Here is a 26,960-nt window from a genome sequence, read left to right as displayed (position 1 = left end):
ACACTATAGTCATAAAACCTAAGAGGTGATCTTTTTTGAAAATTGGAATCCCCAAAGAAATTAAAAATAACGAAAACCGAGTAGCGATTACACCCGCAGGAGTGGCAGAATTCCTTCAGCATGGACATACCGTATATGTAGAGCAATATGCTGGTGAAGAGAGTGGCTTCCCTGACCATGAATACTCCACTGCTGGTGCTATCATCGTAGAAGAAGCTAAAGATCTATGGGATCAATCAGATATGATCATGAAAGTTAAAGAGCCAGTCTTATCTGAGTTCGAATATCTCCGCAAAGACCTCCTTCTTTTCACATATCTTCACCTAGCCAATGAACCTTCACTTGCCCAGGCTTTGATAGACTCCGGAGCAACCGCCATCGCCTATGAGACTGTTACTGCGGAAGGTAGTCTCCCCTTACTAACTCCTATGAGTGAAGTGGCCGGACGTATGGCTGTTCAGATTGGTGCACAACTACTGGAAAGGCATCGGGGAGGTAAAGGCATTCTGTTGTCTGGTGTTCCTGGGGTTAGACGTGGGAAAGTAACGATTATTGGTGGAGGTATCGTCGGAACAAATGCAGCCAAGATTGCCATTGGACTAGGCGCAGATGTTACCTTACTGGATCTGAATGTAGGCAGGTTACGGCAGTTAGATGACATATTTGGCAATCAAATTACGACATTAGTATCCAACTCATCTAACATTGCTAAGTCTGTAGCGGAAGCGGATCTACTCATTGGTGCTGTTCTTATTCCTGGGGCGAAAGCACCTAAGTTAGTTACTGAACAAATCGTGAAGTCGATGTCCTCAGGATCTGTTATCGTAGATGTCGCCATTGATCAAGGTGGAATTGTCGAGACTATTGATCATATAACCACTCATGACAATCCAACCTATGTTAAACATGGCGTGATTCATTACGCTGTTGCCAACATGCCCGGCGCTGTACCCCAAACATCGACGATTGCATTAACTAACGCTACGATGCCGTTTGCCTTATTACTTGCGAATCATACTATTCAAGAGCTCTGCCTTAGTCATCCTTCAATTGAAAGTGGTGCCAATGTTATTAACGGCTGTATCACGCATAAGGCTGTGGCTCGGGACTTGGGATATGAATATGTCCCTGCTGACAAGGCATTCACTCGCGGAACCGTCTGAGTTGTCATTGCTCTTCTCACTGAAAAGGACGCCATTGGGCGTCCTTTTTTTCTTAGTGTGGAAGTTCATATGGTGAATCATAAGAAACGAACTGCGGATAGAGCGCATGTCTAAGTATGATGAAAAAGTTACTATGTGGGCTAAAGCGCCATCACAACCGCCACACTCAAGACAAGAATACGAGCCATATTCGTAATAAGGAAATTCTGAACAGCCAATCCGAAGGTATGCTGTTTCGTTTGTTGCTTCATAAATGCGGCTATATTCTTCTTTATAGGTATCAACGTAAGGAGAATAAGTAGAACGATAAGTGGATTCACCTTTAAGAAAAGCAACACGATTAGATCTAAGAAGGAAACATAGTAGATCCAACGAAATAAAATTAAAGCATAGTCTTTGCCGATGTACACCGGAAGTGTGTATCTTTTATTCTCGACATCCTCATCCATGTCACATATGTTGTTGGCTAGCATAATATTGGAAATGCCCAGAATAGCTGGTATGGAAATAAAAAGGATCAATAGCACTTCTAGTACATTAATATGAACATCCATGAATTGTTGATCGAAGGTCAACAATACCAACTGATCTCCCACATGAATAAATATGGACACAAAAATAATCACAAACCCCATAAACAATCCAGAGAACAACTCACCTAGTGGCATTCTAGAAATAGGGATTGGACCGAACGAATATAATATCCCAACGCAGAAAGATAAACCTCCTACAAGAAAAACAACGATCCCCGTATTAAACACTAACCACATCCCCGTACCCACAGCCGTTATAAAGAGCGTAATAATCAGCGCTACCACCGTTGACTCTTTCAATCCGAACTTCACAATGGCATTATGCTCTTGATAACCGTAGCCTTCTTTTTTTTGCGCTTTTTTGAAATCATAATAATTATTCATCGCTGTTGTGAACAAATCGAACGTTAGCAATGATACGAACATTAATATGAAATTCGCTATTTGAAATTGCTGAAAACGAAACACGACATAGACGCTCCCTAGAAAAAAGGGAATCATACTTGCGAGCTTTGTCCTAATCTCGACTAGACTCAAAAAACTTCTCACTGTCATATCTATCATCCTTTAGTTAATTTCTGATGGCTTAACCATCCATCATCTCTAAAAATATGATATATTATTCTTTATATTTTAGACAGCTATATATCTCGTTGACGCTAGAAGTGCAACTAAATTCAACCAAATTCCTCTGAAGCTAACTTTAGTTGCATGGAGTACATCTAAATTACTGGAAACTCCACTTTTCAGCGTTATCGCCATTTTTAACTGTCCTTTTTACAACTAATTCTCTCTTCCCCTACTTTTCCAGCTAATTAAATGTACTTTCTGCATCTATTCTAGCCTCACCTTCACTACCTTCATGCGTAAAGCATTGTTCGTCACTCTAACGTCGCCACTCTATGCCTATTCCACTGAATTACATCCGGAATTTGAGATCTTGCATGGAATATGGTGCGTGTCGTATAGGCTATTCAAGTGATTTCAACACCTTATATAGACTTTTAATAATCATAAAGGGTAGAGCGGGAAGTCCTCCAGAAAACTTATACTTTTTGGAAAACAAGAAGAAACGGCTGCGCCATCCTCTTCCAAGGTCTGCGTAGCCGTCTCTTAACCGCTTAACTTCTTACTTTATCCACCATTGTACTGCATACTATGTTCACTTTGTTCATCTACCTCTACATAACTTCTCTACTTGTCACTTACGATCAAGGATTGCATCTCCACGCACGCCATAACGAACGCACCAACCCCATGCAGATCATTCTTACTTGTAGGACGAGTCACATAGTTCTCATAATCTCCTGCCGAAGTTCCAATACAAATATCCGGTAGAACAAAGCCACCCTTCTCGTCCCACTCCAATACTTGAATTAATCCCTCATAACCTCTCTTAGCTGCTTCCAAGTATTCCTTACCTACAATGCCGTGTTTCACAGCTTTAGCGATCGTATAGACGAATAGGCAACTACCCGAAGTCTCTAACCAATTATCGGCTAGATGGCCTTTATCAACGACCTGATACCACAATCCACTTTCCTGATCTTGATAACGAACTAACGCCTGTACGAATTTCCCCAATTCCAATGATAGTTCTGTGTATCCTGGATCGCTCTCAGGCAATTGATCTAGAAATTGCGCTAATGCCAGACCATACCATCCCAATGATCTGCCCCAGAATTCTGGGGAACAGCCTGTCTCAGGGTTAGCCCATGGCATACGACGGCTTTCATCCCATGCATGATACAGTAATCCAGTATGATCATCCTTCATATGTTTACGCATCAACCGCTCCTGATGCAACACAGTCTCGCGCAGACCAGCCTCCCCATATAAGTTGGCATACTTCAAAGAGAATACTCCAGCCATATAGAGTCCATCTAACCACATTTGATTAGAGTACTTATCCTTGTGCCAGAAACCACCCTCCGATGTTAAGTTAAGGGTAAGCAGTAAGTTTCTCAGCTTCGTAGCCGCAATGCGATACTTAGGGTTACCTGTTCGCTCATGAAGATGAAAGAGCAGAAGCCCTGCCTGAACAGCATCCAGTTCATCTCGAGCGAAATATAAATTTCCGTTTTCATCCACGAGATCATCCACATATTGTTGGATATAATCAACATAGCGATCTTCTTGAACGGATTCCCACAAGAGTTCCATTCCACATAGAAATACCCCTTGATGGTAATGCCACCGATGCGCAGGAGGTAGCTCCCACGCTTCGTAGGTATTCATTAAAGAATCGCAAGCTTTTTTAGCCCATTCAATCGGTGTTCTCGGTATACTACTAGTCATTTCAAAACTCCTTTCTAATGAGAATATCCTCTCTTAACTCTTCTTTATCCCTTCATAGATCCCAACATAGCCCCTTTAGCAAAGTGCTTCTGTAAGAACGGATACACCATCAGAATAGGTAGGGTTGCTACAACAATAACAGCCATTTTTATCGTTTGGTCCGGTGGTGGAACCGATGCATCTAATGTGGAACTATAATCCATACCACTAGCAAGAACAACAATTTGTCTCAATAGTACCTGTATCGGCCATTTAGCACTATCATCCAGGTACAGAATCGCAGTCATGTACGTATTCCAATAGGTTACAGCATAGAACAAAGAGATGGTTGCAATCGCCGGCAAAGATAAGGGTAATACAATTCGGAAAAATATACCGAAGTCGCTACACCCATCAATTTTGGCTGATTCCTCAAGCCCTTCTGGAATGTTGCGGAAAAAGTTCTTGAGAATAATCATATTAAAGGCACTGATCGCTGACGGTAGAATAAGTGCTGAATAGGAATCGATTAACCCCAATTCCTTCACTACCAAGAATGTTGGAATCATTCCGCCATGGAACAGCATCGTGAACACAACCAGGAAGTTAATGAGTGTACGTCCATCCAGATCCCTTCTGGAAAGACCATAAGCCATGAGCGCAGTCACAAACATACTGAATAACGTACCTATGGCCGTGACCCCAATGGAAACTCCCATCGCTTTAAAGATCGTATTCGTAGAAAAAATAAACTTGTAAGCTTCTAGACTCCATACTTTTGGAATGAGAACAAATTTATTGGCCGCCATCTCCGCACTCGTTGTGAAGGAGCCTGCTACAACGTGCATAAATGGAAGCACCGTAACTAAAGCAATAATGGCAAGCAACGTAAAGTTTATGACAGCAAAGAGTTTGCCGCTAAATGATCTATCTTCTACCATTTCAATTCCTCCCACGACATATCAATAAACGCCTTCTTCTCCCATTTTCTTAGATATTTTATTCACCGACATGACCATAATCAATCCAATAATCGATTTAAAGAATCCAATGGCAGTACTATAACTGAACTGGCCTTGTCTCAAACCAGCAGTATATACATACGTATCTATAATTTCAGCAACTTCTCGGTTCATGGAATTAAGCAGTAGATACACGTGTTCAAATCCAAGATCGAGTACGGAACCAATTTTCAAAATAAACAATGTGATAATTACACCTCTAATGGAAGGAAGCGTAATATGCCAGATTTGCCTCAAGCGACCGGCGCCATCCATGCGCGCTGCTTCATAGAGCCCAGGGTCTATTGCAGCAATGGAAGCTAGATAAATGATCGTCCCCCAACCCGCTTCTCTCCAAATCACCTGAATGATATACATTGGTCTGAACCAACTTGGATTGAGCAGGAAGTTAACCTTTTCAAACCCGAAAAACACAAGTAGTTCGTTGATTATCCCTCCATCCATCGTTACCATAACGAAGGAGATCGAGACGACGATAACCCATGACATGAAATGGGGTAAATAGACGAGTGTCTGAAAGAATCTTTTGAAAAAGGTCCCTCTGAGTTCATTCAACATTAGAGCAAGTATTATCGGTATCGGAAAATATATAAGAATGTTCAATCCGAATAAAATAAGGGTATTCATGAGAATATTCAAGAAATCTGGCTCTGTAAATAACCGATTGAAATGCTTCATCCCAACCCATTCGCTACCCATGATTCCTTTATAGGGTTTGTAATCCTGAAATGAGATAATTAATCCGTACATAGGCAAATATTTAAATACAAGAAAATACAGTATTCCTGGTGTAACCATGACATAGAGCCATTTGTTTCTCCACAGTCGCTTTTTGAGCTCACTACTGCTTTTACCACTCACACGTTGCGGTTCAGGAGCATTGCTGGGTTGAACGGCCACTTCCTGCATGATACTCTTCCTTTCTCCATCATAATCCAAACATAATTTATCTAATAGAGGTAGTTCAAAAAGTCACCTTTTGATCACGAAGGTTACCAAGAAGCTTACTCGACATCGAATATTGAATTCAGCCGATTCTTCCGGTGCTCACGTAGGTACTGCCTACGCTCCGCTCCTCACTCCCTAGCTTCATTCAATCTTCTCGGTGCTGAAAAGTTGACTTTTTGAACACCTAACGAGGCTGTTGAAATCGATCAACAGCCTCATTTGTTCTACCTTTCAGTCATCCATTCAAGCTAGATTACTATTTCTTATACACAGCGTTATACTCTTCAATAATTTTTTCCCCGCCACGGCTCTTCCAGCTTTCAACCTCTTTTTCAAAACCAGCCTTGTCAAGCTGTCCATACATATACTTGTATGTTGCATCCGTAATAATTTGCTGAAGCTCAACACCTTTTTCTGTAAAAGTGGCTGAATCTAGAGCAGCCGTCGGATCCGGCACACCCACTTTAACATTCGCAAGCACTAATTCTTCTGCATGAATTCTACCTGGAAGAAGGTTCAAGCTTTCATACATTCCATTCGTTTCTGATTCACCGATGACGCTATCTTTGAAGCCTTTTACTTCACGTTCGATCAGTTCTTTGTCCTCTCCTGGTTTAGCTTGACCATTCTCAACAGTATAGTGTACGCCTTCAATTCCCCAGAACATCATATTAGAAACTTCAGGAGTCATCATTTTGTCAAAGAAAGCAAGTATCTTTTTGAGCTCTGCCTCATCCTTCACAGCAGATTTCGGGAACAAGACCACGTTGTTATAACCTGGAATCATCCATTGCGCGAAGTTTCCATCCGGACCTGCAACCATACTATGCGTATCCAGAACAGCATCCGGGAAGTTCTTAACTAAGTCCTTGTTAAGTGAATCAATATCTTGCATGGATCCCCCGATATAGAGACCCCCTTTACCACTTTTGAACATATTCACAGCATCTGTTTTACTAGTTGCAGCGAAATCTTGGTTCATGTAGCCACCTTCACGTGCCTTTTTGAAAAAGTCCATTGTGTCGATGTACTGAGAGAAGGTAAACTCTGGCGCTAGTTGACCGTCCTTCTCACCCCATGTATTCGGTGTTCCAAACCATGCAGATACCGTTTTGAAAGCACCGTAGATCAATTCGTTACGGTCAACAATACCCGTCGTATCTTTCTGTCCATTACCATCGGGATCTTGCTCTGTGAATGCTTTCGCCATTTCGAACAACTCATCTACATTGGCTGGTGCACTTAGTCCAAGTTTATCTGCCCAATCCTTACGGTAGATAATTCCTTGACGCGCAAGCGGTCTACCGATATAAAGCGTGTATAGCTTACCATCCACTTTCGTATTATTAAGAATTTCAGGTTTTAATTTGTTCAAATTCGGGAATTCGCTTAAATAAGGACCTATTTCCCAGAACTGTCCGTCTTTGATTGCTTCTTTCATCTGAATGAATGTTGTCTGATTCTTCAGATAAGTCACTTGTGGTAAAGAGCCAGTAGCAAATGATGAATTCAATTTCTCTTCATATGTGTCTGCTGGGAAGAATTGATATGTCAGTTTCGTGTTAGTTAATTTCTCAAGTTCATTCTTTATCGTGTCTGGTGGTGCCTCTGAGGTGTTCAATGGAAGCATGATCTTAATCTCTGTCGGTTTCTCTGGCTCTGGATCTTTCTCTTTCTCTTTCTCTACCACTGCTGTGGTGTTACCCCCATTGTTAGAAGCAGTTGGAGCCTTGTTTCCACCGTTGTTGCCACCTGAACAAGCAGATAACACGACACTGAACATTAACAGTGCAGTAAGCAACATGGAAAATGATTTTTTCTTCATACCATCTTGACCTCCATTTAACTTGTATTGTTTACAAGTCCCACACTACACGCCTTATCTGATTACGAAAACAATCATTTACTCATAAATGGGCATTCCTACAGCCATCTGTTCAAATGATTATCATGATAACAAACATAAGAAAGACGCCTTTCGGCGTCCTTGGTCGGGGAGTTCATATGATGGATCGGAAGGACAATCCAACTGCGTAGCGGTCATCCCAGATCATTTGACTTAGTACACCCTTATTTCAATGCTTCCATTCGTTCTTTAGCCTCATTATATTGTTGTATAATAAGGTCTCCACCATTACGTTTCCATCTCTCAACCACTTGTTCGAATCCCTCAACCGTTAAATTTCCAAGAATATAATTATACGTAGCATCCGTAATAATGGTAGTCAGCTCCACATTTCTCTCATCATACGTCTCGGAGCTCAACTGAACCGTCGGATCATCAACTAAGAAGTGTTCATTATCTTCACTTAACTGATCTGCAAGAGCTGTCATCGATTCTTTCTCACCGACCTCCATAATGTTAGGATTACTAAGCCCTGCAATGATCATCGTATACAAAGGATTGACTTCTTTCACTCTCAGCTGCGAGGTTTCCTCTGGGAGAATAACTAAGTTATCCTTCACGTTATAGTGCTTTCCCTCGAAACCATACATCATCAGATTAACAACGTCGCTATCCATCGTTCGATCGAAGAATCCAAGAATTGTTTTCAATTCAGCTTCCGTTTTTATCGCCTTTTTAGAAAAGACATAAAGTCCATTATAATTAGGAATAGACCATACTTTATATCCACTTGGGCCTTCAATCCGATTAATCAATCCTAACCTAGCCTCAGGGTTAATCGCTTTAGCCTCATTGGATAGTCTCTGCACATCGGTCATACTCCCAATATATACGCCCGCTGTTCCTCGAATAAGTTGGTCCCGCTGAACTTCCTTGCTCGTAAAGACGAAGTCCTGATTCAGAATCTTCTCATCGTATAATTTCTTCATGAAATTCATCGTATTCATATACTCAGCCGTTTCAAATTCAGGAATAAATTGATTATTCTCCATTTTCCAATTGTTTGGTGTTCCGAAATAAGAACTAAGCGTCTTGAACACACCATATACTAGATCATTACGATCAACCAAACCAATCGTATCGTTACTTCCATTCTGATCCGGATCATTAAACGTGAATTGTTTCATGACTTCATATAGCTCATCCAACGTCTGAGGCTTATTGAGATGAAGGTTATCAAGCCAGTCTTCCCTAATAATAATTCCTTGCCTTGATGACGGTCGTTCCGTATATAATCCATAGATTTTGTTATCTACGGCAGCTTGCTCCAGATAAGCTAAGTTTAGCTCCTTCAAGTTAGGGAATTCCTTTAAATACGGACCAATTTCCCAGAACGCCTCAGATCTGATCTCATTCTTCACTAGGGTGTAATCTGTAAATTTCACAAAGGTGACCTTTTTAAGGGAGTTCGTCGTAAGTGCAGTGTTCATTTTATCTGTATATATGCCTTCCGGTACCCAACCGATATCAAGCCTTGTGCTTGTTAACTTCTCAAGTTCTTGAATAATCTCATCTGTAGGTGGATGGGGGAAATGAAGTGGTGCCATGATAGAAATGCTCGGACGCTCATCATCCTTTGCTTTCGCCCGACCCAAACTCCCTTCACTCGAACATGCGCTAATTAAAAAAATCGAAAGCACCATAAATATTAGATACGAAACGGCGGTACTTCTACTCCGATATGTATTAATCATCCTTATCCTCCCCTTGATGAAACTGTGTTATCTAGTCATAATAAGCTAAAGTAACTCTAATTCTAAGATAATGATTATCTTCATCGAAGATGATTATTGTCCTAGCACTGCCTACTCTATAAAATTAAGATGTATCTACTTCCTCATGATGGGTGTTGAATGGTGTGAAGTCATTAAGCTTTTTGAGAAAACTAACAATATTCACCTTTGTATTAAGCACTCTTCCTGTCATATTTATCGGCTCATTCTCCTATTTCACCTCTTCTAGTGAAATACAGAAAAATGTAAATAAGGGTAAAATGGAACTTATCTCGCAAATTAATTCCAATGTAGAGCATAAATTAACGACTGTCAACCACACTTTGAATCAGGTCGTTAACTCATCTATGTTGAAAAATGCTTTAACTAGACAAATAAATGTAAACGATTTCACATTATATAATGATTTAAGGAATGAGATGCGCAACATGCAATCCTTTGATACGAAATTAGAGGATGTCATCTTGATCAATGAACGCCAGAATTGGATGATCAAGAATTCAGGTCTATACCGATTAGACGAGTATAAATATGTTGATAACTTGACTGGATTGATGGACAGCCCCAATAGCACATCATGGATAATCAATCCGTCGATATGGTTCTATAGCGAAGAGAATACAAGTGCAACGGACTGCAATTATAGTATCAGTCTTATTAAAAAGTTGCCGACAGCTAATCTTGAGAAGTATGGACTTGCAATTGCGAATATTCCTGCCTGTAATCTACAAGATTTCATCACTTCGGATGCGGGTCAATCAGATAGCATTATCATTGCGAATGAACACCATGTCATCTTACTCCATCCCGACCGTTCCTTGATTGGAAAACCCTTAAGTGCAAGTGGGATTCAAGATTTCACGTCATTAACCGACGAAACAAAACATTCTGGGCAATTGACTACAAAGATTCATGATAAAGCCCACTCTATCTCATATCTTCATTCAGAACTCAATGGATGGGTTTATTTATCCGTCACTTCCATCGAGAGTATGACGAAACAATCGAATAAGATCGGTGCATTCACTTTATATGTATGCGCTCTCATGCTAGTACTGTCTATTCTGCTGGCTTGGCTCGGTTCTCGGCGTATGTATTCACCGATCGAACGATTACTCAACCAAATGGGGCAACGTGTAACAGACGTTCGAGCGAAGCATACGAATGAATTCCAAGTTATTGGTGAACAGATCCACCATTTATTTCAGTCTAAATCCCAATTGGAGAAAGAGGTTCAACAGCATATTCAGCATGTCCGTACCTTTTTCCTAATCAGAGCCTTCCAAGGAAATATTAAACAACGAGAGTTATTAGAGGAACTGGAGCAATTTGGTTACCATTCCCAGCTGCTAGAGTGGAAGACCATGGCTGTTGTGACACTTTCCATCGATTATGGTGAAGATTCTCGCTATGAGAAACGGGATCTAAATCTATTGCTGTACGCCGCGCATAACATGATTGAGGAAGTGATTCCTACTTCACAGCGGCTCGCACCTGTCATCATGGATCATACGGTCGTCACATTGATTGGGAGCACTCTGGATGATCCTGAGACCTTCCATCACTTTCTCTATGCATTGACTGAGCGTCTCCAACAAGAAATCAATAGCTATCTGGATCTAAAGGTGAGCATTGGGTTAAGTCTACCCTTCCATTCATTCCATAAAATAGCCATTGCCTACAAAGAAGGATTAGAAGCGTTGAAGCACCGAATTAAACTCGGCAAAGGAATCATCATTCAATATGAGAACGTTAACTCTGGTAACCATTATTTGAACTTAACTTACCCTGCACATACAGAGAACGACTTGATCGATGCGATCAAACTGGCCGAGACAGATAAAGCAAAGGAACTTCTCAACCTTATTTTTAAAAGTATCTTCTCTTTGGAGCTCTCACCGCAAGAATATCAAGTTCCACTGACGCGCCTGCTGAACAATCTATTGATCGTGATGCAGGAATCAGGCATTAGCCTAAACCAAATTTATCATGCCAACGGCTCATTATTTGAGGAATTGATTGACCTGCATATCGTGGCTGAAATTGAGGATTGGTTCTGGAGCATGGTCATTCATCCCATCATTAAAATCTTCATGGATAGACAGGACGAACAATACCATAATATATCGGAGAAAATTATCGATCTGGTTCAGCATCATTATGATACGGATCTGACGTTAGAAGAATGCGCTTCAAGACTACATTATAATGCCAATTACTTAAGTAGCGTTTTCCGTAAAGAAACCAACCATTCATTCAGCGAATATCTAACCATGTATAGGTTCAATATGGCGAAGAAATGGTTGGAAACTACGGATATGCCTATTAAGGATATTGCGGCAAAGTTAAGATACAACAATTCTCAGAACTTCATCCGTTCCTTCCGTAAGCAGGAAGATATGACTCCGGGTCAATATCGGGACAATAAGAAGCAAAGGGATTAAGGGGTTCATCCCTTAATCCCTTCATCTCTTACTGGCTTAACCATGTATCGAAGAATTTACGATATCCCTCTTTCATCACCCGGCTGGAGAATGTCTCAAAAGCATAAGCTCGGTTGTCGAACGAGAACTTATGTGGTGAGGCCGCAGCCATATTAACAAGCTCGAACCAGTTCTTATCGTTACCAGAGAAGGCATGCGTCGAGCTAATGTGACCATAACAAGGATGTTCAGGCTTCACAATAATCTTCCCCATCGCCAAAGCCTCAGTCAGCGGCATAGCAAAAGTATCAAATTTGGAGCAACTCCAGTATACTTTCGATGAATTCATAAGCGTAAATATCTCCGCTTGTGATAATGCGAACTGTAACTTCACGTTAGTAGGAATATTATATTTCTTCATACTTTCCTTATAGCGTTCACCGCCAAACACCATGATGACTTCCTTATCCGGATTCAAGCGTGCATATTCTAGCACAAGATCAGGTCGTCTATTCTCTTCGTCCCTGCCAATCCATAGAATGCGATTGTCGATGATCCGCGTGGGATCGAAATGCTGTTCAGCTAGACCCTCATTGAATCCAATCGGGATCACATCCACATCTGTCACACCATAATGACGGGCAAATTCTTGCTTCAGGAATTCGGTCTGAACTACGGCCTTATCTACCATTTGATAAAAGGGCTTCATCATCTCATAACCTGTCAGTGCCGGGTCTGGAAAGCTATGTGGAAACAGTACGCTGTTCTTAATGAACATCTTCAAATATGTAAATCCCGAAACGGTGTAAATAACATGCTCAATTTGTTGCGAATTTATTTGATCCAGCACAATATCATAATTGACCAAATCACCCTTCTCATGCTCATACCCCGGAATCCAATCGTGAGCGCTAACATGACGCTCAGGGGATATAAATACAATATCCACACCCAGTTCCTTGCCAATTTGCTGCAGGCGGTCCGCAAACACACGAGGACCCTGAGACTCCGCAAATTGTATTTTCCTCATAACCAGTCCGACTTTTTTCATCTATAGTTCATCCTATCTATCATTAGTATTCGTATGACCCATATAACAGACGGTACATATCGTTATTACTCACTTTAGCCCCACTGATGTCCTTGTGAAGTAACCTTCAATCTTCTTAATGATGACAAAAGATATTGCAATAAATAACAGGACATACACCAGTTGAATAGGATGCTCAACAAAACTCTGCAAGTCATGTCCAATATAGGAAACATAGAATACCATAATACCTTTACCCAAAGTAACAGCTATCAGATAAGACCATATGCGCATACGAGCTACACCTGCTACAATATTAACGACAACAAACGGCCCCACCGGAAATATCCCTAGAAGAAACACATAACTAAAAGCATTCCGCTGAATCCATATCATACTCTTAGCAACTTTAGGCTTTTGTGCCCACTTTTGAAAATAAGGAAGTGACGAGACCCTTCGGACGACTAGGAAAGTCACCAAGCAACCACTCACTAAACCAATCCATGAATATAGAAATCCAAGCCACAATCCATATACTGCAGCGTTTACACCCACGATGATCAAAGTAGGTAATGGAGGTATGAATGATTTCATAAACGTCAGAAGAATGCCCGGTAGTGGACCGAATTCACGGTACCTCTCCAATAACTCCTTCATATTCTCCTCTGTCAGCATGGACATAATATCTATTGCAGCTATCATAATGTACACCTACCTATCTCGCGTATATAGCTCATATTTCCTGACAATATCATCTTCACATCATACCATATCCTTCTACTATCTATATAATTGAAGGAAGATGCCTTCCTTCATGATAAAATAATAAAATTAAGCATCCTCATTATAGCTTAAAAAGGAGATCATCATTGTGAGTGAAATCAATCATCCCATTCTAGATCGTCTAATCATACTAGACCGAATGAATGAATTAACAGAGTGTGATCCACTTTATCCATTTGCATTGGACGAAATCCTCTGCAGACATACAGGCAAAGGTGGTCCAGCTATTTGCCATCTATGGCGCCAGCCGAGGTCATTTATTATCGGGATGAGGGACAGTCGTCTAGAAGATGCCGAGAAAGGACGCCAATGGATCGCCTCACAACAATACCAAGTCGCCATAAGAAACTCCGGTGGAGCTGCTGTTCCACTCGATCTTGGTGTCGTTAACATTTCTCTAATATTACCCAAGGATCAAGGGGATACCCACTTTCATCGTGACTTCGAACTCATGTATACCCTTATTCAACATGCCCTGTTGAATACAGGTCAGCGTGTGGATAAGGGAGAAATCCGCGGTGCCTATTGCCCAGGTGATTACGATCTAAGTATTGGGGGACGCAAATTCTGCGGTATTGCTCAGCGGAGGCAAGCTCATGCTTATATCATACAGGCATTTGTTATTGCTGAGGGCTCAGGTCAGGAACGGGCTGAGCTAGTAAGAGGCTTCTATGATCGAGCCGCAGGGGAATCACCAGCCGCCCATTATCCGTTAATAACGGATGATAGTACAGCAAGCCTTGAGGAACTAACTCCGATCGGATCTGACGCTGCTAGAACATTCGCCGAAGCTGTGAAACATGTCATCCGTAATGGACAGACCGCACAGAGTGTGTCCGATGTAGCTAATGATCTATACTTACCGAAAGTAACTGAAATTAGAGAAATGGCCGAAGCCATGCGGCACCGATATGAAGTAAACGTTACCTAGAGAGCCCAGTCGAAAATAATCAGGAAATGTATAGTTTAACATGAGAATACCCATAGAAAAGGGCTTCCTAGTATCTCGGAAGCCCCATCCCACTACGTTTATCAAACCTTATATCGGCTCATCATGGCTTGTCGAAATAGTCGACAGTAATAGCATGATCAATAAGACGTTGGAAATATAATTGGTCTGGTACCCGGCACTCTACATTCAATTCCCGTAAATATTCCGTTGTTTGGGGACATGCAAATCTATAATTGGAATTTTTGGCACCATCCCCTTCGAGTTGGGCCATAGCTAACTCCAATCCGATCTGCTCCTTCGGTTGACTGCTGTCGAGCAGCCAGGATTCATACTGTTCCCAGTCCAGAAGGGTTATATCATATCCGTATTTGCGGAAAACTTCGATCATGTCTTTATACGGAATCTGTACAGGGTTGCAAATATGAAACATCCTGCCAACCGTATCGTTACTCAGAGCTAATGCGGCGATCGCTTGTCCCGCGTAATTTATCGGTGTCACATCAACCTGCCAACTTACTTGTGGTGCCTTCTTCAAGAGTAGCATTGCTTTGAGCATTCTATAGAATGCATTATTGTTTATATTGTTCTGAAATACACCTGTCTCGGAATGACAGGACAGGTTCCCGACACGATATACCGTTGCCGCGACGCCTTCTTCCTCGCAAGTTCTGACGACCAGCTTCTCCGCTTCTAGCTTACTATTGGTATATACATTCTCAATGCTCACTGAATAATCGTAGGCTTCATGATCAGTAAACTTATGCCATTGGTCACTGAGTGCCAAATCTTCCGGAATTCCCAGTGTAGACACAAAGTGAAAGCGAACATGTTCTTTCCCTCTAGCAAATGAAAGCAGTCGATTCGTACTCTCCACATTGACTCTGGCGAAATACTCTGGCTCTCCGAAATGCTTCACTTCGGCTGCACAATGAATGATCGAATCAATCTTGTCATTCAATAGCGCCGCTACAGAATCAATCATCCCTAGATTTTCTTGCTCTAAGTCTCCCTGAACGGCAACGATCCTACCTTCAAGCCTCTGTAAAATGCCGTCCCCGAAGTAAGTCTTCATGATACCTACCAGACGTTGGTAAGGATCTTCATTCACTGATGAACGTACCAAACAGTAAACAGTCGCTTCGGATCTCTGTATGATCTCATACAGCAGATGCGAGCCCAGATATCCTGTAGCTCCGGTTAATAGTATATGGCTGTTACTGTATACCTTAACGCCCATAGAAGAGTTCGTTCCGAACGATTTCGGAAATTCCACTAAATCTTGAATCTCCGAACTGTCCGTAATGTTGTTATTCATCACCAGAGTATCCCTTAGCTCGACCACTCTTCCCGCCAATTTCGAAATAGTAGAAAAAGCGAAGAAATCATTTATTTTTAATTTCGGGAAACGTGGCTTCAGAATAACGAGAATCTCCAATATCTTCAGCGAATGCCCTCCTACCTCGAAGAAATCGTCGTGAATACCAATGTGAGTAAGATTCATCGCTTTCTCCCAAGCTTCAGAAATTTCCTGCTCTAATTCATTACGGGGAGCTTCATAATTAGAATTGTCCACTACGGTTACTTCCACTTCATAAAGTGCAAGTTGTTTGCGGTCTATTTTGGCCGTAGGCGATACAGGCATCTCTTCCAAATAACAGAAATAACTTGGAACCATATAGGACGGTACCTTTTTACTTAAATATTGGACAAGCTCGCTTTTAGATATAGCTCTTCCATTCTTTGAAGTGTAGAAGGCGACAAGGAACTTCGTTCCGTCTGTTTCTGCCTTGGCAATGATCGCAGTTTCTTTGATATTCTCGTATTTAACTAAGTTTTCTTCGATTTCCCCGATCTCGATCCGATATCCCCTAATCTTAACCTGCAAATCCTTTCTGCTCACGTACTGGATTCCGTTCTTTTGCAGCATGACCATATCCCCAGATCGGTAATATCGTTTGCCGGAGTTCGGATGAATGGGGTCCGAAATGAACACTTCATTCGTCTTTTCTTGTAGGTTCAAATAACCTTTAGCTATACCCACAGAGCTGATGAGCAGTTCACCCATAACATTCAATGGACAAGGTTGATCATTCTCGTTCACGATCAGAACCTCGTAATTAGTGAGGGGCACTCCAATAGGAATGCTGGATATATCATCTGGGACAACGTAATCAATAACATGGCCGGTCGTTAAGGCTGTTACTTCTGTGGGACCATATACATTTATTATTCTAACTGCATGGCCGAACTTCCTCTGTAATACTCGGACGGACTCCCCGGATAAAGACTCGCCTCCAACGACGAGACTCTTGATCACACTATATTTCAAGGCATCTTCATCACTAAGATGGGCAGACAACTGATTAAAGAATACGGTCGGCAAGAGACAGAGCCGTGTCGCCTTGACTTCTTCAATCGCTGCGGTGAACGATTCTATCGAAAAACGTTGTTCATTGTTAAGGATATGCAGCCTCGCTCCGCTACATATTGAACTGTACATGTCATATACCGATGCATCGAAACTGAAGGTAGAATACTGCAACATGACATCTTCTTCGTTAAATTGAAGATCTTCCTTGGTTCCCAAGGCAAGATTTACAACGCCTGCATGTGCGATCATGGCCCCTTTGGGCTTACCTGTAGATCCGGAGGTATAGATGACATAAGCCATATCATCGGGATCACTGATCACATCAACGGGACCCTCGGAATACATTTCAAGCTGCTTGTCCAGACAAAATACAGCGACTTCTGATTCATTCCCATTCAGTAGGTCCGCTAACTTAGATGTATATTGATCTTTTGTAATAACGATGTGAGATTGAGTATCTGTAATAATGTAGAAATTACGATCATCAGGATGCTCCGGGTCTAGAGGAATGTAGGCTCCTCCAGCCTTCAACACGCCCAACATGCTTATAATGGCTTCGATGCTTCTCTCCATGAAGATAGATACAAATTCACCTTTGGTAAGTCCCTTGTGTATCAGCATATGAGCTACTTGATTCGATAAACAGTCCAATTGACTGTATGTTAAGCTCCCCTGGTCAGAGGAAAGAGCGATCTTACCAGGAAAGCGATTTACCACGGATTCAAGCATTGCCGGAATCGTTAATGTAACTGACCAATCCTTGGTCGTGTTATTGAGCTCGGCATAAGCTTCCATATCTTCTTCGGTCAAAATAGGTATACTCCCTATGGAAACCGCACCGTTAACCAATCCAGCATTCACAATACACTGGAAATGACGTGCGAATTTACGGATCGTATTCTCTTTGAATAAATTGTTATGATATGTGATATGAGCTACCCACAAGCCTTCCTCTTCACGAACAAACCAATTAAGAACGCTATCTTCCATCTTATTGTCTTCTCCGTAAATCGTCTTCATAAAGGATGAATGCCCCGTCATTAATTCGATCTCTGACAGCGATAAGCTAGCAGCATAAGTGCTGTTTAGTTTTTCTGTTATATTCTTAAATAGTTGCTGAAATGAAATATCTCCTTCCCAAACCATTCGTAGTGGTAATACATTCCCACTATGATCATTGACTCCAACAATGAAATCTCTTTCGCCAGTCATTCTGTGTAGAAACGCATAATAGCAACTGAGCATCCATGCTTTTATGTCATAATGGTTGTGAACATGGTTCATTTGTTCTGCATTTACGTCTAGTACAAAGGTCGTTTTCTGTACCTCCCTAGATGCAAGATGTTTAGGGAAATCTGTATAGATATCCAATGCAGACAGAGGAGATTGCAGTTCTTGCACCCAATATTCTTTCATACTTTCTGATTTCAATGTGGTATTCATCAACAACCGCTCCTTATTTATCTCTCTAGAAGTACAGTATGAGGGGGATAATAAGCTAACATTCGATATGCTTATTTTAGACTTTCAATCCAATAACTAACTCCTCAAGCCTACCGGAAATTTGATTTAGATGCTCCGCGGTATCAACCATTTTATTAGAAGATATACGTTGCTCATGAGCACTTGACTTGATCTCCTCTGATACTTCCGCATTCCTCTCTGCTATGACCGCAAGATGCTTAATGGAAGCTGTAATTTGTTCTGTCTCTGCTACCATTTCCTCTGTTGCAGCAGAAACTTCCTGAATCTGACTTGTAACTGATTCTGTAGCCGTTAGTAAAGCATTAAATAACGTTCCTGTTTCTTTCACAATCTCTATTCCCACTTCAACATTACGTTCCCCTTCATTAATTGCATCTACTGCAGTTTGAGTTTCCTTTTGAATGAAGTGGATTAACTCCGTAATTTGTTCAGCTGATTTTCTCGACTCTTCCGCTAGCTTCTTCACCTCATTGGCTACAACAGCAAAGCCGCGTCCCTCTTCGCCAGCTCTAGCCGCCTCAATACTAGCATTTAAAGATAGTAATTGTGTTTGCGTAGCGATTTGGGTAATTACCTGTACGATTTCGCCAATTTGTCCAGAGCGATTCTGTAATTGTTCGATCGAACCCACTGAATTTAGTACTGATTTATGAATAGAGTCCATCTGATGCATGACTTTACCTACATTCTCGCTACCTTGCTCTGATTGGTCTCTCATTTCCATGGACGTATCAGATAGTAGATTGGTGCTTCCTGCAATAGTGCTAACCCCTGAAGATATTTCCTCAAGCGATGTAACGCTTTCTGAAATGGACTTACTTTGCTGAGATGCCTGTTCTGATATCTCCTCAATATTAGTAGTAATCTCCATTGAAATTTCCTGGTTATCTTCCAGAGTAGAGAACAACTCTTTAGATTGCTCAGCCGATTGTATAGATACGGATTTAATAGTCGTTACCAATCGATTAATATTGATAACAGTCGCATTAAACTTTTCTGCTACTTGACCAAGTTCATCCTTGCTTGTCGGCAGTTGAACGTTAAAGTCACCTTCACTTAATTTCTCTAGAGCATTCATCAAATGCTTCACGGGTGCAAAGGTTCGTTTCGTTATGAAATATTGCATCGCTAAAATAACAATTAAAGTAGCAAGCAAGGCTAGCGCGGTATATTTCAACAATGCCTGCTTTCCGTCCATAATTAAGCTAGCATCAACATCTATGCCCATATAAGCGAATATATTCCCTTCGCTATCTTGATAAGGTGAGAGAACGGTTATCCACGTACCGTAGTCATCATCATACGGATTGGTAAAGGTCAGTTCTTTCGTCTTTAACATTTCTCTGACACCGTCTGCGTGAATGGTAGGTTGTGGATACATACCTCCTAGGTTAAGTCCATCTGCCATAAGCATGTCCAATACCTCATCTGAAAAAGCAATGATTGATGTTTCATTGTTATTCACAAGTTCAGGACCAAATAGATAGCCTTGAGCAACATTGGGATGCATAACGGGTAATTCCCCAAAGACTTCTGCCATTTTCCTCTGTATCGTTGAGTTACGGTCTGTATTAGCTTTCGCTTCATTAGCCTCTTCCTGTGTTACTTTTCCTTTCCACGATTCCATGATTTTTTGTGAATCCGACTCCAACTGTTTCGTGAGAACTTCTCCCTGAATATAGTAGCTAGCTACTATTAGTATCACGCCTGTTAAAATAATAGATAAACTAGTCCACATCATAATTTTAGTGACAATACTTCTGTTATTGATCGATTTAAACACTTGTGGTAACTTCATTTCCTATCTCCTCTTTATCTGTATAGTATGGCGCTTCATTATGTGCTCTCAGGTTGCTGGAACTTCTATAGTGACACCTTCCCTCCTTATCATTCAAATCAAGACTCACCCATAATAAATAACAAAAAAAGATGATCTACAAAGACTGACTTAACAGCCGTAGATCACCAATTTTTTGCAACTGGCTGACTACCCCTAAGGATTTAGTCCCTTTAGCTTTGCGTCACTACTTTTCAGTAATTTTGCTGAAAACACGTTATGAAATTGTAAATAAAATCATCTAAATGGTAGTAATCAACAATTTGTTTCATTTTACTATGTATTTGTAACTATTTCCATCACTTCTTAGAAAGTTTTCAAAATATTTCGTCTAAATATGTAGAATTTTGGTCCAATGTACCCATTTTTTTTATTAAAAGGAACGATTAGTTTAGGATGATATTTATGGATTAGCTTATTTATAGCCTCTGGGTCCTAATGGGAATGACTTCAATACCATTTGACGGTATACTGGAGATTCGATCTTGTTGTGTAAGGGAGGGATTTATATGGCTAAGCCAAAGGTCGCAAAGAGACCCACACGTGATGAATTTGAATTAGAAGAACTAGGCAACCAATTAGTCGAAGCAAAGAACGAGGAAAGTGACATTGTATTAACGGTTTGGGGATGGCAAGAACAGGTGCGTGGTCAGATCGTGCTTATGGACTCTAGAACCCGATTAGTTCATATGCAGCATGATATGGAACTCACGAAGGTACCTTTTCTAGATATTATGAAAGTGGACTATCCAAGAGATTAATCACATGGAAATTATACGCCCTAGGAACATTAGCTTTCCATGGGCGTGATATAGAATGTACTCCTCATGAATTACGGATGTAGGAAAGAAAGAAATAAGTGCTTAGATGATGGAAGGTGACGATGCTGGGTCACCGCACCACCCAGCACATAAACTCCCCGACCAAGGGCGCCGGAAGTGCCTTTCTTAGAATAACTCCATGCTCAAGTATCGTTCACCCGTATCAGGAGCTATACATACTACTCTCTTGCCAGTACCTAATTTCTTAGCTACCTGTATCGCCGCATAGACAGATGCACCCGAGGAAGGTCCTACAAGAATGCCCTCAAGACGAGCTAGATCCTTCATCATTCCAACGGCATCCACATCAGAAATCTGAATAATTTCATTATATACCGCTATATTCAGAATTTTTGGAATAAAGCCTGGACTCGTGCCCACTAATTTATGCGGACCGGGTTGACCGCCAGAAAGAACGGGAGATCCTTGAGGTTCAACAACAGCGATATGAATATTAGGCAAATGTTCACGTAACTTCTCGCCTGTACCTGTAATCGTACCTCCTGTACCTGCCGTAGCTACAAATGCATCCAAACGATAATCCATCTGCTCCAATATTTCCGGAGCGGTCGTGATGCGGTGAATATCAGGATTAGCGGGATTCTCGAACTGCTGAGGTATGAAACTCCCAGCAATTTCTCCACTGAGTTCCAGTGCCTTAGCAATAGCACCGGGCATTCTTTCACTACTTGGGGTTAGAACAACCTCTGCTCCGTATGCTTTTAGAATATTGATTCGTTCCTTGGACATATTATCAGGCATGATAAGAATAGCCTTATATCCTTTGGCCGCTGCAATCATGGCTAACCCAATACCTGTATTACCGCTGGTTGGTTCAATAATTGTCCCCCCCGGGATGAGTAGACCCATTCTTTCGGCTGTATCAATGAGATTAAAGGCCGCTCGATCTTTCACACTTCCTGAAGGGTTGAACATTTCCAACTTTACGTATACCTCTGCTGCACCTTCTGGTACGGTACGATTTAAGCGAACCATAGGTGTCTGCCCAATAAGTTCTGTTACACTATGTACGATTTTCATGGTATATATATCTCTCTCCTTTGCCTATATAAGTATACATATCGGATTTAACTACTTCCCGCTAAATTTCTACTAGAATACCACAAAACTATTGGATTCACAAAAATAGAAATGATAGATGATCATTCCGCTATACGTAGCGTTGTTTTAACGAGTTTGTTATATTTATGTTCAATTTAATTAAATCTAAGGAGAGATTCGAATGAAACAAGAGCTAATTGAAAGATTTATTTCCTACGCCAAAGTAGATACACAGTCTAATGAAGACATGGATACATGTCCTACAACCGCTGGACAGCTAACACTCGCTCGTATGCTACTGGATGAGCTTCAAACGATCGGTATGGACGAAATAACGATGGATGAGAATGGTTATGTTATGGCTACTCTTCCATCCAACAGTGAGAAGCAAGTGGATACGATTGGATTTCTAGCTCACTTGGATACGGCAACAGACTTTACAGGAACGAATGTTAATCCACAAATTATTGAGCACTATTCTGGACAAAATATAACGTTGAACGAATCCTTAAACATTGTGCTGTCACCTTCCGACTTTCCTAGTTTAGAAGAATATACAGGTCACACACTCATTACGACCGATGGCACTACACTTCTAGGAGCAGATAATAAAGCTGGTATTGCTGAGATTATGACAGCTATGGCAACCCTCATCCAACATCCAGAGATCAAGCATGGAAGAATAAGAGTCGCCTTCACCCCCGATGAAGAGATCGGACGAGGCCCTGAGCGGTTCGACGTTGCAGCATTCAATGCTACTTATGCGTACACTGTTGATGGTGGTCCACTCGGCGAATTGGAATATGAGAGCTTTAATGCAGCCGCGGCCAAGATCACTTGTCATGGGAATAATATTCACCCCGGAACAGCGAAAGGCAAAATGGTCAACTCTGCTAAAATAGCTATGGAGCTTCAAAGCATGTTACCACAAGAAGAAGCCCCCGAATTAACGGATGGATATGATGGATTCTATCATTTGCTCTCTATTCATGGAGATGTTGAACAGACTACACTTCAATACATTATCCGAGACTTTAACAAAGACAATTTCCATACCAGAAAAAAAAATATTGAACACATTGTTCATGTCCTTAATGCAAAATACGGTCCGAATTCCATTGTTCTTAATATGAGAGATCAATACTATAATATGAAAGAAAAAATCGAACCCGTAAAGGAAATCGTCGATATTGCCTATGAAGCAATGACGAATCTGGCTATTGTGCCGATCATCCGACCTATTCGTGGGGGCACAGATGGTTCACAGCTATCATACATGGGATTGCCTACACCGAATATCTTCACTGGGGGAGAAAACTTCCACGGGAAATTCGAATATATCTCGGTAGACAATATGATCAAAGCAACCCAAACTGTAATTGAAATTGCTCGCCTCTATGAAGAAAAGGCTTAATTCGATGTCTTCCAACTCTCGACTGAAGTCACAGGTTTACGAAAACGACTTATTAAACATAGAGATGCCTATCTAAGTTACTCGACAGGCATCTCTATGTTTAATTATTTCGTTCCCGATGGGAAGGCTCTTTCCAACTACGTAAAAATAAATGGAGAGAAGATCGAGCACAGACAAGCGCTATAGCAAGAAATAATAACGCCCAAAATACGGTCGGTACATGTGTCCACCTAGCTAGATTAGATGCATCCCCTGCACTCTTCCCCAGTAATGATTGTATAACGAGGAATAACGGTCCCATCACAGATTCCTCCAATGTCAGGAATGCCAACAATCCAAAATACATATTCCGTATCATCGGTGGCAAATATAGCATGATGATATTTAGAACAATGAAGCCCGCAAGCCAGATCACCCCATAACCCTGATGTACAAAAAGGATAATCATCAACAGTGCAATGGTCGTTAACAGCACTAATCCCCACTTCTGCCACTGCTTATACATCCAATAGAACAACAATACGGCAGTTAACGATGCTGTGATATAACCAGCAAGTCCAATAAATATAGCACTCCATAACGAGGTCATAGTCGAATATGTAACACCACTGTGGTTTGCATTCAATTCAATAGATAATACGCTACCAGATGTGAACAACGTCATCACCGCATGAGCGAATTCATGAATCATCGTATCCATCGTCCGGAACAAATAACTCATTGGAATGAATCGTGTCAACATAGCCGATCCGAGTAGTATAAGAATTGTTTTCATCCATTTATTCATAGCATTGTCTCCTCAGCACCAGTGTCTTCATTCTAGAATGCTACATCTGAGTCCTCCCGGTTATAAAATCTGCATCGAGAAATTAAACGACAGGAAACCAACCTGGTCTGCTTATGATACCTTTCCACAATGGATCTGGTATGACAAGCTGCTCTTGGGCACTTGTGCTCACAGTTGTAGCAATGTCCGCTTCCCGTCCTGTTTGAACCTTTTCCACCCAATCAGGTTCTACGATCAGTTCTCTACCTAACGCAATCAAAGGAATATTCATCTTCAATGCCTTCAAAGCATCATCTGCCGTTTGAATAGAACCCACACCTATAATCGGAACAAGACCAGCAATTTGGTCCCTAATGAACTCCATCCGCGAACGACCATCCACCTCTACACCGCGTCGTGGAGCGGACCAGAAATCCATCGTAGAAATATGAATATAATCCAGGTCTTTCTCTACTAGTGCATCGAGCAATGCAAATGTATCCTCCATCGTAAAGCCCAGTTCCTCCGGTTCTTCAGGAGACAAGCGATATCCAATCAAGAAGGGTCGATCCGCATATTTAGCTACAGCTTGTTTCATAGAATCAACGACAGCAAGTGGAAAGGAGAGCCTTTTCTCAAGACTTCCACCCCATCGATCCTCACGGCGGTTCGTATGACCAGAGAAGAACTGATGCACTAAATAATTGTTAGCACCATGTAACTCTACACCGTCATAGCCAGCTTCAATTGCTCTTCGAGTCGTCTCCCCGAAGTCATGAATAATGCCTACTATTTCATCTTCCGTAAGCGCCCGCGGAATCACTTTACCATCCGCAGTAGCTACTGCACTTGCACTAACGACATCACCATTGGGCACTAGCTCAGGCGGACACAAGCGTCCACCGTGGAATATTTGCAGTACAGCCTTGGAGCCCTTATCCTTAATAGCACTAGCTAGTCTTCGCAAGCTTGGGATCATCTCATCCGTATCACCGGCGAACTCGCCATGAAATCCCTGACCATTCGGAGATACGTTCGTACATGCCGTAATCACCATACCCACTCCACCAGATCTACGAATGTAATAGTCTACTTCTGCATCAGAGACGGTACCATCTATATTTGAAGACCAATTTGTCATTGGAGCCATAACCACACGATTCTCCACCTCAACTCCACTACGAAAAGTAAATGATTCAAAAAGTGGCTTATACTTATCTTCCATGACTATTCCTCCTACAAAATAATTGTTCATCTTACTGTAACTACTATAGTTACATTTAACACAATATGCAAACAGGTGATTATCTAGCATTTTGAATCTAAAAAAATAGGAGCGAATAAACTCGCCCCTACTATTTCATTCATTATTTACTCTATTCCTGCGACCCATTCATTTACCTTGGTTTCATTCGCAGCAATCCATTTCTTAGCAGCATCCTCTTCAGACATGCCACCATCTATATCAATCATCACAGCTTCCATATCTGCGGGTTCCCATTGGAACTGATCAAGAAAACGATATGCATCTGGCGCATCTTCTTTAAGACCTAAGCGGACAAGCGTATGAATCTGCTCGCTTCCGCCATATACACCTTTGGGATCATCAAGATATTTCAAATCCATATCAGCGAACATCCAATGCGGCGACCATCCTGGAAAAATAATAGGTTCTTCATTGGCGTAAGCATTTTGAAGTACTTTTACCATGGCTGCCGCAGAGCTCTCTAGAATATTCCAATTCTTCAAGTCGTATTCATCAACAGCTCTTTGCGTTTGCAACATAAGACCTGCACCCGGGTCAGTTCCCGTAATCGTGTAATTAACCATTTTCCCGACTTCTTCATTATTCAAGTCTTCAATACTATTAACATTCACCATATAGGCTGGAACAGCTAGTCCACTCTTGGTGCCATCTAAGTTAGCTCCAAGATCTTCTAATTTATCTTTGTTGGGTTCATAGTAATTTTCACCATGTGTGCTGGGTAACCATGCCGCTACCATAGCATCTGCGGTACCATCTGCAACACCCACGTACATTGGTCCCGCATCAACCTGCAACATCTCAACTTTATAATTTAATTTACTTTGCAATATCTCTTTCACGACATTTGTACTAGCAATTTCAGAATCCCATGCCGCAAATGCCAGCGTAATTTTTTTGTCCGTCTTCACATCTGTTGCACTATCATTATTAGAACAACCTGCAAGTACCAATGTTACTGCCATAAACGCTAGCAATAGCATATTCATTTTCTTTTTCACCATAAATCCTTCACCCCTTCTAATTTCCTTCTGTTTATTTCCAATCGAATGTATCGGAGTGATTCCACTCTCTATACTGTATCCTCACGTATTCACCATTCGGGACTTAAACCCTAGAGATAGCGCCCATGCTGGGCGCACCAAAAAAGGAACGAATAAATTCGCTCCT

The 26,960-nt window shown here is 41.4% G+C and carries 20 protein-coding genes and 1 riboswitch; of the genes, 5 read left to right on the top strand and 15 right to left on the bottom strand.

Annotated features, from left to right (window positions below; genetic code table 11):
• Positions 1-35 precede the first annotated feature (35 nt).
• Positions 36-1,163 carry an alanine dehydrogenase gene (gene ald / locus ACP8HI_RS24400; RefSeq protein ID WP_438348697.1) on the top strand — a complete coding sequence of 376 codons (1,128 nt, stop codon included), beginning with the start codon at positions 36-38 and terminating at the stop codon, positions 1,161-1,163.
• 140 nt (positions 1,164-1,303) lie between these two features.
• On the opposite strand, the gene ACP8HI_RS24395 is transcribed toward ald, so the two are convergent.
• The 7 genes from ACP8HI_RS24395 to ACP8HI_RS24365 form a co-directional block, all read right to left on the bottom strand.
• Positions 1,304-2,251, bottom strand: coding sequence for a 1,4-dihydroxy-2-naphthoate polyprenyltransferase (locus ACP8HI_RS24395; protein ID WP_438348696.1), 948 nt, complete (start codon positions 2,249-2,251; stop codon positions 1,304-1,306).
• A gap of 78 nt (positions 2,252-2,329) precedes the next feature.
• Complete coding sequence (locus ACP8HI_RS24390) at positions 2,330-2,458, bottom strand: hypothetical protein (protein WP_438348695.1); 129 nt, start codon at positions 2,456-2,458, stop codon at positions 2,330-2,332.
• 432 nt (positions 2,459-2,890) lie between these two features.
• Entirely contained in the window at positions 2,891-3,994 is a 1,104-nt protein-coding gene (locus tag ACP8HI_RS24385) for a glycoside hydrolase family 88/105 protein (protein ID WP_438348694.1), read from the bottom strand.
• Between the two features lie 44 nt (positions 3,995-4,038).
• Positions 4,039-4,914, bottom strand: coding sequence for a carbohydrate ABC transporter permease (locus ACP8HI_RS24380; protein ID WP_438348693.1), 876 nt, complete (start codon positions 4,912-4,914; stop codon positions 4,039-4,041).
• 21 nt (positions 4,915-4,935) lie between these two features.
• Positions 4,936-5,904, bottom strand: coding sequence for an ABC transporter permease (locus tag ACP8HI_RS24375; protein ID WP_438348692.1), 969 nt, complete (start codon positions 5,902-5,904; stop codon positions 4,936-4,938).
• Positions 5,905-6,199: 295 nt separating this feature from the next.
• Positions 6,200-7,768, bottom strand: coding sequence for an extracellular solute-binding protein (locus ACP8HI_RS24370; protein ID WP_438348691.1), 1,569 nt, complete (start codon positions 7,766-7,768; stop codon positions 6,200-6,202).
• A 245-nt stretch (positions 7,769-8,013) separates the two neighbouring features.
• Positions 8,014-9,543 carry an extracellular solute-binding protein gene (locus tag ACP8HI_RS24365; RefSeq protein ID WP_438348690.1) on the bottom strand — a complete coding sequence of 510 codons (1,530 nt, stop codon included), beginning with the start codon at positions 9,541-9,543 and terminating at the stop codon, positions 8,014-8,016.
• 182 nt (positions 9,544-9,725) lie between these two features.
• On the opposite strand from ACP8HI_RS24365, the gene ACP8HI_RS24360 reads away from it, so the two are divergent.
• On the top strand, positions 9,726-12,026 hold the full coding sequence (locus ACP8HI_RS24360; protein ID WP_438348689.1) for an AraC family transcriptional regulator: 2,301 nt from the start codon (positions 9,726-9,728) through the stop codon (positions 12,024-12,026).
• A gap of 28 nt (positions 12,027-12,054) precedes the next feature.
• On the opposite strand, the gene ACP8HI_RS24355 is transcribed toward ACP8HI_RS24360, so the two are convergent.
• Positions 12,055-13,056 carry a glycosyltransferase gene (locus ACP8HI_RS24355; protein WP_438348688.1) on the bottom strand — a complete coding sequence of 334 codons (1,002 nt, stop codon included), beginning with the start codon at positions 13,054-13,056 and terminating at the stop codon, positions 12,055-12,057.
• Between the two features lie 69 nt (positions 13,057-13,125).
• On the bottom strand, positions 13,126-13,737 hold the full coding sequence (locus tag ACP8HI_RS24350) for a TVP38/TMEM64 family protein (RefSeq protein WP_438348687.1): 612 nt from the start codon (positions 13,735-13,737) through the stop codon (positions 13,126-13,128).
• Positions 13,738-13,957: 220 nt separating this feature from the next.
• Between ACP8HI_RS24350 and ACP8HI_RS24345 the strand changes: the two genes are divergently transcribed.
• A complete protein-coding gene (locus tag ACP8HI_RS24345; protein ID WP_438351975.1) occupies positions 13,958-14,749 on the top strand; it encodes a lipoate--protein ligase family protein in 792 nt (263 codons plus the stop codon).
• A 121-nt stretch (positions 14,750-14,870) separates the two neighbouring features.
• Here ACP8HI_RS24345 and ACP8HI_RS24340 read toward each other — a convergent pair whose 3' ends face one another.
• Both ACP8HI_RS24340 and ACP8HI_RS24335 read right to left on the bottom strand, forming a co-directional pair.
• Positions 14,871-18,584 carry an amino acid adenylation domain-containing protein gene (locus ACP8HI_RS24340; RefSeq protein ID WP_438348686.1) on the bottom strand — a complete coding sequence of 1,238 codons (3,714 nt, stop codon included), beginning with the start codon at positions 18,582-18,584 and terminating at the stop codon, positions 14,871-14,873.
• A gap of 76 nt (positions 18,585-18,660) precedes the next feature.
• Positions 18,661-20,424, bottom strand: a complete 1,764-nt coding sequence (locus ACP8HI_RS24335) for a methyl-accepting chemotaxis protein (RefSeq protein WP_438348685.1) — start codon at positions 20,422-20,424, stop codon at positions 18,661-18,663.
• A 173-nt stretch (positions 20,425-20,597) separates the two neighbouring features.
• A riboswitch (cyclic di-GMP riboswitch) is annotated at positions 20,598-20,681 on the bottom strand.
• A gap of 291 nt (positions 20,682-20,972) precedes the next feature.
• Between ACP8HI_RS24335 and ACP8HI_RS24330 the strand changes: the two genes are divergently transcribed.
• Positions 20,973-21,224 (top strand): YolD-like family protein, encoded by a 252-nt coding sequence (locus tag ACP8HI_RS24330; RefSeq protein WP_438348684.1) that lies wholly within the window; start codon positions 20,973-20,975, stop codon positions 21,222-21,224.
• A gap of 186 nt (positions 21,225-21,410) precedes the next feature.
• On the opposite strand, the gene cysK is transcribed toward ACP8HI_RS24330, so the two are convergent.
• The gene (cysK, locus tag ACP8HI_RS24325; RefSeq protein WP_438348683.1) at positions 21,411-22,325 is read right to left on the bottom strand and encodes a cysteine synthase A; all 915 of its coding nucleotides are present in this window, start codon (positions 22,323-22,325) and stop codon (positions 21,411-21,413) included.
• Positions 22,326-22,527: 202 nt separating this feature from the next.
• On the opposite strand from cysK, the gene pepT reads away from it, so the two are divergent.
• The gene (gene pepT, locus ACP8HI_RS24320; protein WP_438348682.1) at positions 22,528-23,760 is read left to right on the top strand and encodes a peptidase T; all 1,233 of its coding nucleotides are present in this window, start codon (positions 22,528-22,530) and stop codon (positions 23,758-23,760) included.
• A gap of 100 nt (positions 23,761-23,860) precedes the next feature.
• On the opposite strand, the gene ACP8HI_RS24315 is transcribed toward pepT, so the two are convergent.
• The 3 genes from ACP8HI_RS24315 to ACP8HI_RS24305 all read right to left on the bottom strand — a co-directional run bounded on the left by ACP8HI_RS24315 (position 23,861) and on the right by ACP8HI_RS24305 (position 26,794).
• Entirely contained in the window at positions 23,861-24,547 is a 687-nt protein-coding gene (locus ACP8HI_RS24315; protein WP_438348681.1) for a M50 family metallopeptidase, read from the bottom strand.
• 82 nt (positions 24,548-24,629) lie between these two features.
• The gene (locus tag ACP8HI_RS24310; RefSeq protein WP_438348680.1) at positions 24,630-25,751 is read right to left on the bottom strand and encodes an NADH-dependent flavin oxidoreductase; all 1,122 of its coding nucleotides are present in this window, start codon (positions 25,749-25,751) and stop codon (positions 24,630-24,632) included.
• Between the two features lie 146 nt (positions 25,752-25,897).
• On the bottom strand, positions 25,898-26,794 hold the full coding sequence (locus ACP8HI_RS24305; protein ID WP_438348679.1) for a glycine betaine ABC transporter substrate-binding protein: 897 nt from the start codon (positions 26,792-26,794) through the stop codon (positions 25,898-25,900).
• Between the last annotated feature and the right edge of the window lie 166 nt (positions 26,795-26,960).

The organism is Paenibacillus sp. FA6, from assembly GCF_051550225.1.
GTDB lineage: Bacteria > Bacillota > Bacilli > Paenibacillales > Paenibacillaceae > Paenibacillus_AQ.
The sequence above is the reverse complement of the archived record's forward strand: the minus strand, read 5'-3'. Positions and strand labels throughout refer to the sequence as shown.

Excerpts from the sequence above, each read along its gene's own strand:
- ACP8HI_RS24370 (WP_438348691.1), bottom strand. The coding sequence starts at position 7,768 with ATGAAGAAAAAATCATTTTCCATGTTGCTTACTGCACTGTTAATGTTC.
- ACP8HI_RS24355 (WP_438348688.1), bottom strand. The coding sequence starts at position 13,056 with ATGAAAAAAGTCGGACTGGTTATGAGGAAAATACAATTTGCGGAGTCT.
- ACP8HI_RS24390 (WP_438348695.1), bottom strand. The coding sequence starts at position 2,458 with ATGGCGATAACGCTGAAAAGTGGAGTTTCCAGTAATTTAGATGTACTC.
- ACP8HI_RS24350 (WP_438348687.1), bottom strand. The coding sequence starts at position 13,737 with ATGATAGCTGCAATAGATATTATGTCCATGCTGACAGAGGAGAATATG.
- ACP8HI_RS24365 (WP_438348690.1), bottom strand. The coding sequence starts at position 9,543 with ATGATTAATACATATCGGAGTAGAAGTACCGCCGTTTCGTATCTAATA.
- ACP8HI_RS24330 (WP_438348684.1), top strand. The coding sequence starts at position 20,973 with ATGGCTAAGCCAAAGGTCGCAAAGAGACCCACACGTGATGAATTTGAA.
- ACP8HI_RS24385 (WP_438348694.1), bottom strand. The coding sequence starts at position 3,994 with ATGACTAGTAGTATACCGAGAACACCGATTGAATGGGCTAAAAAAGCT.
- cysK (WP_438348683.1), bottom strand. The coding sequence starts at position 22,325 with ATGAAAATCGTACATAGTGTAACAGAACTTATTGGGCAGACACCTATG.
- ACP8HI_RS24315 (WP_438348681.1), bottom strand. The coding sequence starts at position 24,547 with ATGAATAAATGGATGAAAACAATTCTTATACTACTCGGATCGGCTATG.
- ACP8HI_RS24340 (WP_438348686.1), bottom strand. The coding sequence starts at position 18,584 with ATGAATACCACATTGAAATCAGAAAGTATGAAAGAATATTGGGTGCAA.
- ACP8HI_RS24345 (WP_438351975.1), top strand. The coding sequence starts at position 13,958 with ATGAATGAATTAACAGAGTGTGATCCACTTTATCCATTTGCATTGGAC.
- ACP8HI_RS24380 (WP_438348693.1), bottom strand. The coding sequence starts at position 4,914 with ATGGTAGAAGATAGATCATTTAGCGGCAAACTCTTTGCTGTCATAAAC.
- ACP8HI_RS24305 (WP_438348679.1), bottom strand. The coding sequence starts at position 26,794 with ATGGTGAAAAAGAAAATGAATATGCTATTGCTAGCGTTTATGGCAGTA.
- ACP8HI_RS24310 (WP_438348680.1), bottom strand. The coding sequence starts at position 25,751 with ATGGAAGATAAGTATAAGCCACTTTTTGAATCATTTACTTTTCGTAGT.
- ACP8HI_RS24375 (WP_438348692.1), bottom strand. The coding sequence starts at position 5,904 with ATGCAGGAAGTGGCCGTTCAACCCAGCAATGCTCCTGAACCGCAACGT.
- ACP8HI_RS24335 (WP_438348685.1), bottom strand. The coding sequence starts at position 20,424 with ATGAAGTTACCACAAGTGTTTAAATCGATCAATAACAGAAGTATTGTC.
- ACP8HI_RS24395 (WP_438348696.1), bottom strand. The coding sequence starts at position 2,251 with ATGACAGTGAGAAGTTTTTTGAGTCTAGTCGAGATTAGGACAAAGCTC.
- pepT (WP_438348682.1), top strand. The coding sequence starts at position 22,528 with ATGAAACAAGAGCTAATTGAAAGATTTATTTCCTACGCCAAAGTAGAT.